The sequence below is a fragment of the uncultured Dialister sp. genome (assembly GCF_900541605.1).
Taxonomy (GTDB): Bacteria; Bacillota; Negativicutes; order Veillonellales; family Dialisteraceae; genus Dialister.
The window spans coordinates 1-7,378 of sequence record NZ_UQKJ01000097.1; the positions used below are offsets into that span (position 1 = coordinate 1).

At 51.1% G+C, this 7,378-nt stretch carries 7 protein-coding genes and 5 tRNA genes; all 12 read left to right on the forward strand.

The features are described 5' to 3' along the window. Nucleotides 1–233 precede the first annotated feature (233 nt). Nucleotides 234–1,043 carry a Cof-type HAD-IIB family hydrolase gene (locus tag QZR21_RS07050; protein ID WP_296096628.1) on the forward strand — a complete coding sequence of 270 codons (810 nt, stop codon included), beginning with the start codon at nucleotides 234–236 and terminating at the stop codon, nucleotides 1,041–1,043. 3 nt (nucleotides 1,044–1,046) lie between these two features. Continuing rightward, a complete protein-coding gene (rapZ, locus tag QZR21_RS07055; protein WP_296096630.1) occupies nucleotides 1,047–1,955 on the forward strand; it encodes an RNase adapter RapZ in 909 nt (302 codons plus the stop codon). 6 nt (nucleotides 1,956–1,961) lie between these two features. Further along, nucleotides 1,962–3,314, forward strand: a complete 1,353-nt coding sequence (gene yvcK / locus QZR21_RS07060; RefSeq protein ID WP_296096632.1) for a uridine diphosphate-N-acetylglucosamine-binding protein YvcK — start codon at nucleotides 1,962–1,964, stop codon at nucleotides 3,312–3,314. Further along, the gene (gene whiA, locus QZR21_RS07065) at nucleotides 3,314–4,237 is read left to right on the forward strand and encodes a DNA-binding protein WhiA (RefSeq protein WP_296096635.1); all 924 of its coding nucleotides are present in this window, start codon (nucleotides 3,314–3,316) and stop codon (nucleotides 4,235–4,237) included. The genes yvcK and whiA overlap by 1 nt, the downstream gene beginning before the upstream one ends. 93 nt (nucleotides 4,238–4,330) lie before the next feature. Continuing rightward, nucleotides 4,331–5,389 carry a hypothetical protein gene (locus QZR21_RS07070; RefSeq protein ID WP_296974613.1) on the forward strand — a complete coding sequence of 353 codons (1,059 nt, stop codon included), beginning with the start codon at nucleotides 4,331–4,333 and terminating at the stop codon, nucleotides 5,387–5,389. A 104-nt stretch (nucleotides 5,390–5,493) separates the two neighbouring features. Then, nucleotides 5,494–5,736 (forward strand): DUF951 domain-containing protein, encoded by a 243-nt coding sequence (locus QZR21_RS07075; RefSeq protein ID WP_296098599.1) that lies wholly within the window; start codon nucleotides 5,494–5,496, stop codon nucleotides 5,734–5,736. Nucleotides 5,737–6,301: 565 nt separating this feature from the next. Then, nucleotides 6,302–6,377: transfer RNA gene (locus QZR21_RS07080), tRNA-Thr, on the forward strand. 4 nt (nucleotides 6,378–6,381) lie between these two features. Continuing rightward, nucleotides 6,382–6,466: transfer RNA gene (locus tag QZR21_RS07085), tRNA-Tyr, on the forward strand. A gap of 5 nt (nucleotides 6,467–6,471) precedes the next feature. Next, nucleotides 6,472–6,547 (forward strand) — tRNA-Met (locus QZR21_RS07090). Nucleotides 6,548–6,574: 27 nt separating this feature from the next. Next, a tRNA-Thr gene (locus QZR21_RS07095) sits at nucleotides 6,575–6,650 on the forward strand. A 1-nt stretch (nucleotide 6,651) separates the two neighbouring features. Next, nucleotides 6,652–6,728 (forward strand) — tRNA-Met (locus QZR21_RS07100). A 229-nt stretch (nucleotides 6,729–6,957) separates the two neighbouring features. Continuing rightward, on the forward strand, nucleotides 6,958–7,378 hold a 421-nt coding region (locus QZR21_RS07105; protein WP_296974617.1), incomplete at its 3' end, for a GTP-binding protein.

Here is a 7,378-nt window from a genome sequence, read left to right on the forward strand (position 1 = left end):
TAAAAATCCAAGAATGAAATCTGACAACGATTTAATCAGCGCTTCCCTAGAAGCTCTGCACGAATGACTCTATCCATCAGCGCTGTCCAACAGTTCGACAAACTGAAATTTGACGCACCAGGAAAATTCTATGCATCCTTTTTCTCTTCCCACGTCTTCGGGCGTTTCACTCTATGATATAATAAATAAAAACATTGCATTATGATTTCTTTTCACATATAAGGAGCACAACTATGCCTTCTATTCAAATGATTGCCATCGACCTGGATGATACCCTTCTCCGGGATGATATATCCGTTTCCGACTATACGAAGGACGTCCTCCGGAAGGTCCTGGAAAGGGGTGTAAAAATTGTTATTGCCACGGGCCGCATGTTCCAGGCTGCCCGTCCCTGGGGAAAAGCCATCGGCCTCGGCAATGTTCCGGTCATCTGCTATACCGGTTCCATGACCGGTCTTTGTGAAAGCGGGAAAATCATCCGGGATGTCCGCATTGACAGGGATCTGTCTGTGAAAATTCTGGCAGATATCAAAGCCCACAGCTGGTATGCCCATACCTATATTGATGACGAACTCTATGTACCCTTCCGGGACTGGCGGACCGATGAATACGAGAAGCAGTGCGGTGTGAAGGCCTATGTGGCGGGGGATGGTTTCTGGCAGCCTAAAGAGGCGCCCACGAAGATTCTCGTTTGCGAACACGATGAGAAAGAAATGAAAAAGGTGGAAGATTTCCTGCGCCCCCGGTACGGTGCCCTGGTGAACCAGGTGAAATCCAAGCCCTATTTCTTTGAAATGAATAACCGGGAATGTTCCAAGGGGGCCGCTGTATCGTCCCTGGCAGAGGAGTATGGTATTCCTCTGGACCACGTGATGACCTTCGGCAACGGAAATAATGATGTATCCATGCTGTCTCTGACGCCCTGGTCCTTTGCTGTGGCCAATGCCACGGCATCCGCTAAAGAAGCGGCAGCCCACGAGACCCTGTCCAACAACGAAGACGGCGTTGCCAGGGCTGTAGAAAAATACGTACTGGAGGGATGAACCATGAAGGATGATGATTTCCGCTTTGTCATCATTACCGGCATGAGCGGTGCCGGAAAGACAAATTTCATGCAGAAACTGGAGGATATGGGATACTACTGCGTGGATAACCTGCCTCCTGTGCTCATTACCCGGTTTGCGGATCTCTGCTGGAAGAGCACGTCCAATACCCGACACGTGGCGGTGGTCACCGATATCCGGGGCGGTTCCTTCTTTGATGCCCTGCCCCAGGCACTGGATGAACTGAAGAAACGGGGCATTCCCCATGAGGTGGTGTTCCTTGAAGCTTCCGATGAAGCGCTGGTGCGCCGTTACATGGAAACCCGGCGGCAGCATCCCCTGGCCAGGAATATGCGCATCCAGGAAGGAATCGCGGCAGAACGGAAAATCCTGGCCGGTGTCCGGGCCCAGGCCGACGTGATTGTGGATACTACGGCCATGAAAACAAGTGACTTGAAGGAATACCTGTCCAGCCGGTTCGGCGGCGACAGCAAAAGCGGGGATATGCAGATCACCGTATTTTCCTTCGGCTTCAAGTATGGCATTCCCATCGATGCGGATATGGTTATCGATGTCCGGTTCCTGCCGAATCCCTTCTACGTACCGGAATATAAATATTCCACAGGCCGGGTGAAGGAAGTGGCCGATTACATCAACCGGTCCCCGGTGACCCAGAAATTTCTGGAAAAGCTCTATGATTTCATGGATTTTGTGGTGGACCGGTTCAAAGAATCCGGGAAAACCCAACTCACCATTGCCATCGGATGCACCGGCGGCATGCATCGGTCTGTCTTCGTAACGGAAAAACTGGGAAACCACCTGAGAGAGAAACATGTCCATGTGAATATCGAACACAGGGACCTTCACAGAAACCATGTGGAACACGATGTGACCGATTCTTCGGAAGGATGAGCAGTAATGAAACATTTCATGCAATGGCTCCGGCCGGGCCTTTCCATCAAACGGTGGATGCTCCTGTTTTCCATCGGCATCCTGGTTCTCGTTTTTGGAGCGACCCTGATTCTGAATTACCAGATCTTTGGGATACTGGAAGAAAAGATGCTCCTCTTTGCGTTCCAGATGACCGGAAGCTACAGCTATACGTTCCTGGCCATCTGCGGTACCATTCTCGTCATTCTGGGGCTGTGGATCATGGTGACCGCTGTCCGGAAACTGATGAAGCGGTTCGTGGAGCTGCTGGCACCGGATCAGAAGGAAGTATCCAAACAGCTTCTGTCCAAGATGGAATTGTCCCGGGGACCGAAGGTGGTGGCCATCGGCGGCGGCCATGGGTTGTCCATGCTCCTTCGGGGACTGAAAAATAAGACATCAAATATTACCGCCATCGTGACGGTGGCCGATGACGGCGGCTCTTCCGGAAGACTCCGGGAAGAGATGGGCATCATTGCCCCGGGAGATCTGCGGAACTGCCTCGTAGCCCTGGCAGATAAAGAAACGGTGTTGGAAGAAATCTTCCAGTACCGCTTCGACGGGGAAGGGGAACTGGCAGGGCACAGCCTTGGCAATCTTTTCCTGGCAGCCCTGATCAAACAGTTCGGCAGCGTACAGAATGCGCTGGAAGCAGCCAGCAAGGTCCTGAATATCCGTGGCCAGGTCATGCCTGCTACGTCCCAGACCGTGCGCCTTAAGGCCCGCATGTCAGATGGTGAAATCGTGGAAGGAGAGTCGGAAATTTCCGCCTACCCTGAGAAAAAGGGACGGGACATCCGTATTGTCCATATGTCTACGATACCTAAGGCCCCCATGGCTGTGGGAGATGCCCTGAAGGCCCTGCGGGATGCGGACCTCATCACCCTTGGCCCCGGAAGCCTCTATACGTCGGTGCTTCCAAATCTTCTGGTGCCTGAAATTCTTCAGACCATCCGCGAAAGCGGGGCACCGGTCATCTACATCTGCAATGTGATGACCCAGCCCGGAGAAACGTCGGGATATACCGTAGGGGACCACCTGAAGGCCCTGGTAGACCATATCGGTGGCGGTGTCGTGGATTTCGTGCTGGCCAATACCGGCACTCCTGCCGCCGACGTTTTGAAAAAATACGAAAAGGCCCATGCCTATCCGGTATCCATTGACCGGAAAAAAGTGGAATCCCTGGGAGCTTCCCTCATTGAAGCAGACCTGTTGGGGCCGGCTCGGGAAGCGGTGCAGGATACAAATGTACTGGCTGAGGAACTCATGCAGATTCATAATCTGCTGCAGGCCAAGATTCCACCGGAAGCGCTGGACGAGTATCTGAAAAGGAGTCACTAATGTCATTTACAGAACAGGTCAAAAACGAGCTGGCCCGTATCCGGCGAGACGATAAATCCTGCCGCACGGCGGAGCTGCTCGCTCTTCTCCGCATGAGCGGCTCCTTCATCACCGGTTCCGGCGGCCGATGGGGACTGGAGTTTTCTACGGGAAACAGCGCCGTAGCCCGCCGGGTCCTTGTGTATCTGAAAAAGGACTTCGGTTTCATGCCCAGCGCCATGGTGCGGCAGGGGAGAAGGCTCCGCAAGAAAAATGTGTACACCCTGGTGGTCCAGCCTTCTGAGCAGGGACTGGCATTTCTCGATACCATGGGATTATCTCCTATGGCTGCTGTAGATGATGAGGCTTTCCTGGAGACCATGGAAGAGAAGCGGGCCTATCTGGCCGGCGCCTTTCTGGGCGGCGGCTCTGTGAGCCGTCCCCAGAGCGATTACCATCTGGAAATGGTGACACAGTCCTACCGTTTCGCCGAGGAAATCGTAAAAACTATGGCTGCTTTCAAGCTGAATGCCCGGATGACGGACCGAAAAAACGATTATATTGTATATATAAAAGATGGGGATGAGGTATCTGAGCTGCTCCAGATCCTGGGGGCCAGCCAGAGTTATCTGGACTTTGAAAGTGTGCGGGTAGTGAAGGACATGAGAAATCGGGTGAACCGGCAGGTGAACTGTGAGACCGCCAATCTCCAGAAAACCGTGGATGCCGCTGTCCACCAGACCCATATGGTGCAGAAACTGCTGGACCGGGTACCACGGTCTTCTCTCTCTCCCAAAATCCGGGAAGCCTGCGACCTGCGCCTGGCTAATCCCAATGCCAGTCTGGCGGAACTGGCGGCTCTCTGCGGTATTACCAAGTCCGGTCTTGCCCATCGCTTCAAAAAAATAGAAGCCCTGGCAGAGGAAAAACATTCGGACCTCTAGGGAAACGCTGGTCAATTCGCAGAGTCAGGGAAGTGCTGATTCGTAATTCTATTTCATTTATATATAAATGTGAGGTCAATAATCCAATCTGTTATGTTAAAAAAATATATCAAAACATTGTTAGTATCCGGTCTTGTACTACTAGGCGGCGCCGGGGTATCGGCGGCTTCTCCGCTGGATGAGAACTATACCACACTTCCCCTGAAGGAGACGAAAACGGAAGGAACCCTCATTTTTTCCGACTGCCCGGAATATGCGGACAAGACAGGTATTCTCTATGAGGGAACCGTGAAACCGGGGAAGGGACGGGTCTATTATTACCACGTCAATGAAACCGGCGGTCCTGCTCGGGTGCTGGTGTATGCGAAGTCGGCAAAGAAACAGCCATTGACGATCCTTCGCAGAGTTAAAGGGGATGCCAGCAGCAGTTACGTTCCCACAGGGGCCACCCTTTCCTTTCGGGAAGCCGTGGAACCGGCAGGGAAACCTGAGACCCTGACCATTAAAGATAAAAACAAAGTGATTCTTTACGACGATGATCCAGACGGTATCAATGAAGAGGATCTCGTGAGCGGCATGGTGGAAGTGGAAACAAAGGCGCCGGTTACTTTGGGCGTAGCCATTGTGCCCGATGGCAGTGATGAGGATGTAAAGCAGTCCCTGGACACAGCCCTGCCCCTGCCTCCGGATACCCATGAAATGGGGGGAACCTTTGCCAGGGATATTTACCTTGAAAACAAATCCTGGGACTTTGCCAAAGGCCCGGTGGCTCTTTCGGTGGGAAATTCCATTCCTTTCCAGAAAGGGATGGATGAACTGTCCCGGGTGAAACGGGAAAATACCGGGGACTACGGCGTGACCTACCATGTAACTTTCCATAATCAGGGAAAGGGCCGGTATAACCTGTATGTGAATGCCCAGGGCGGTGTATACCTTGGCACATTCCAGATTGGTCCCGATGAGAAACTTCTTCGTACCTACCGCACCGATGGGAAGCTGGGAGGCCGCTGGTTTGGAAATGGCACTGAGGATGACTATATTTCCTGTGGGTCCTGGGACATGGGAAAGGACCTGTACATCCGCTTTATCCCAGCCGGTGCCGCTTACCTGCCTATCCGGTTCCTTATGGTCCCGGAAAAAGACAATGGATAAATCCGCCGGTTCATGTATAATGAATAAAAAGATTTTCCCTGGAGCCGGGGATTGGGGCTTCACAGGCGACATGCCTGGATTGTATGAAATTAAGGAGATGTCCTATGCAGTATATTCAGTTCCGTGTCGGTGATATCGTGCAGATGAAAAAGAAACATCCCTGCGGCAGCCAGGAGTGGGAGGTGCTGCAGCTGGGAAGTGATATGCGGGTGAAATGCAGGGGCTGCGGACACATTGCCCTTATTCCCCGTCCCCGTTTCCTGAAGGGGGCCAGAAAAGTCCTGAATCGGGACGTAACGAAGGACGTTCCGTTGGCCAAAAGAACAGAGGAATCCACAGAGGGGTAATAGCAGGGGCTGACGGCTTACCGCTCACAGCCATCTGTCATGGGATTTCCTGGATTCGGCTTTTCTCTAGGAAAGCGCTGATTAATTCGCAGAGTCAGATTTCGTAAGGATTTTTATGCACTGCTTCGTCATAACTCGGCCAAGAATAAAAGGAAGGCGCTTTAATGTGCAGAGAAAGCGCCAACTTATCTTGGCTCAGCAGTCCTATGCAGGACTGCTGCCTTAAATAGCTCGCTATTCGCGTCGAGTTATTCCTTGCATTGCATAAAAATCCAAGAATGAAATCTGACAACGATTTAATCAGTGCTTCCCTAGCAATAAAAAAGAATCCCGATGGATATCGAATGGGGTGCTTTATGAATTTGTGCACCCCATCAGCCCTCCGCACTTTTCAATCTTCACTTTGAGATGTAAATTCCCTTCAAAAAAATTGTAAAAAAGGGGTAGACAGACAGGGCTGTTAATGCTATAATCTATAAACGTGATGAGGACATACCTCCGAGTGAGCAAAAAAGTGCTTGACAAGTGAGACGAAATTATGTATAATATATCTCGTCACTTGCGTGCTGGCGTAGCTCAGTTGGTAGAGCAGCTGATTTGTAATCAGCAGGTCGTAGGTTCAAGTCCTATTGCCAGCTCCAGTATGGGCGGATTCCCGAGTGGTTAAAGGGAGCAGACTGTAAATCTGCCGGCTTTGCCTTCATAGGTTCGAATCCTATTCCGCCCACCAAATATCGCGGGGTGGAGCAGTTGGCAGCTCGTCGGGCTCATAACCCGAAGGTCGCAGGTTCAAGTCCTGCCCCCGCTACCATGATAATCATTTCCTTTATATAGATGTGCTGATATAGCTCAGTTGGTAGAGCGTATCCTTGGTAAGGATAAGGTCACCAGTTCAATCCTGGTTATCAGCTCCATGGCGGCTTAGCTCAGCTGGCTAGAGCAAGCGGTTCATACCCGCTGTGTCCGGAGTTCAAATCTCTGAGCCGCCACCAAACACCGTAGAAAAGAGTTCTCCAAGGAGAGCTCTTTTTACTGTTATCCATACGTTCGGAAGGGGTAGGATGCCCATCCGGCGGAAGGAGAACAGGTTACCATTCTGTTTTTATGAAAATGCAGATGGAATTGTGCTTCGTTTCTTGTATACCATTGACTTTCAATGTATAATAAATAAAGCGCAAATCTATTTTTGCAAATTCTTTTTTGTATAAGGAGAGAAAAGAAATGGCAAAAGCTCATTACGAAAGAACAAAACCGCATGTTAACATTGGCACCATCGGCCATGTCGATCATGGTAAAACAACCCTGACCGCTGCTATCACCAAAGTGCTGTCCGAAGAAGGTAAAGCAAACTTCCTGGACTATGCTTCCATTGATAAAGCTCCGGAAGAAAGAGCCCGTGGTATCACAATCAACACCTCCACCGTTGAATATGAAACCGAAAAACGTCACTATGCACATGTTGACTGCCCAGGGCATGCCGACTATGTAAAGAACATGATCACCGGTGCAGCTCAGATGGATGGCGCTATCCTCGTAGTATCTGCAGCTGATGGCCCGATGCCCCAGACCCGTGAACATATCCTCCTTGCTAAACAGGTCGGTGTTCCGGCAATCGTAGTATTCCTGAACAAAGCTGACCAGG

Bases quoted from the DNA above. Each gene is read 5' to 3' on its own strand.
- QZR21_RS07050 (WP_296096628.1), top strand. From the start codon at position 234: ATGCCTTCTATTCAAATGATTGCCATCGACCTGGATGATACCCTTCTC.
- rapZ (WP_296096630.1), top strand. From the start codon at position 1,047: ATGAAGGATGATGATTTCCGCTTTGTCATCATTACCGGCATGAGCGGT.
- yvcK (WP_296096632.1), top strand. From the start codon at position 1,962: ATGAAACATTTCATGCAATGGCTCCGGCCGGGCCTTTCCATCAAACGG.
- whiA (WP_296096635.1), top strand. From the start codon at position 3,314: ATGTCATTTACAGAACAGGTCAAAAACGAGCTGGCCCGTATCCGGCGA.
- QZR21_RS07070 (WP_296974613.1), top strand. From the start codon at position 4,331: ATGTTAAAAAAATATATCAAAACATTGTTAGTATCCGGTCTTGTACTA.
- QZR21_RS07075 (WP_296098599.1), top strand. From the start codon at position 5,494: ATGCAGTATATTCAGTTCCGTGTCGGTGATATCGTGCAGATGAAAAAG.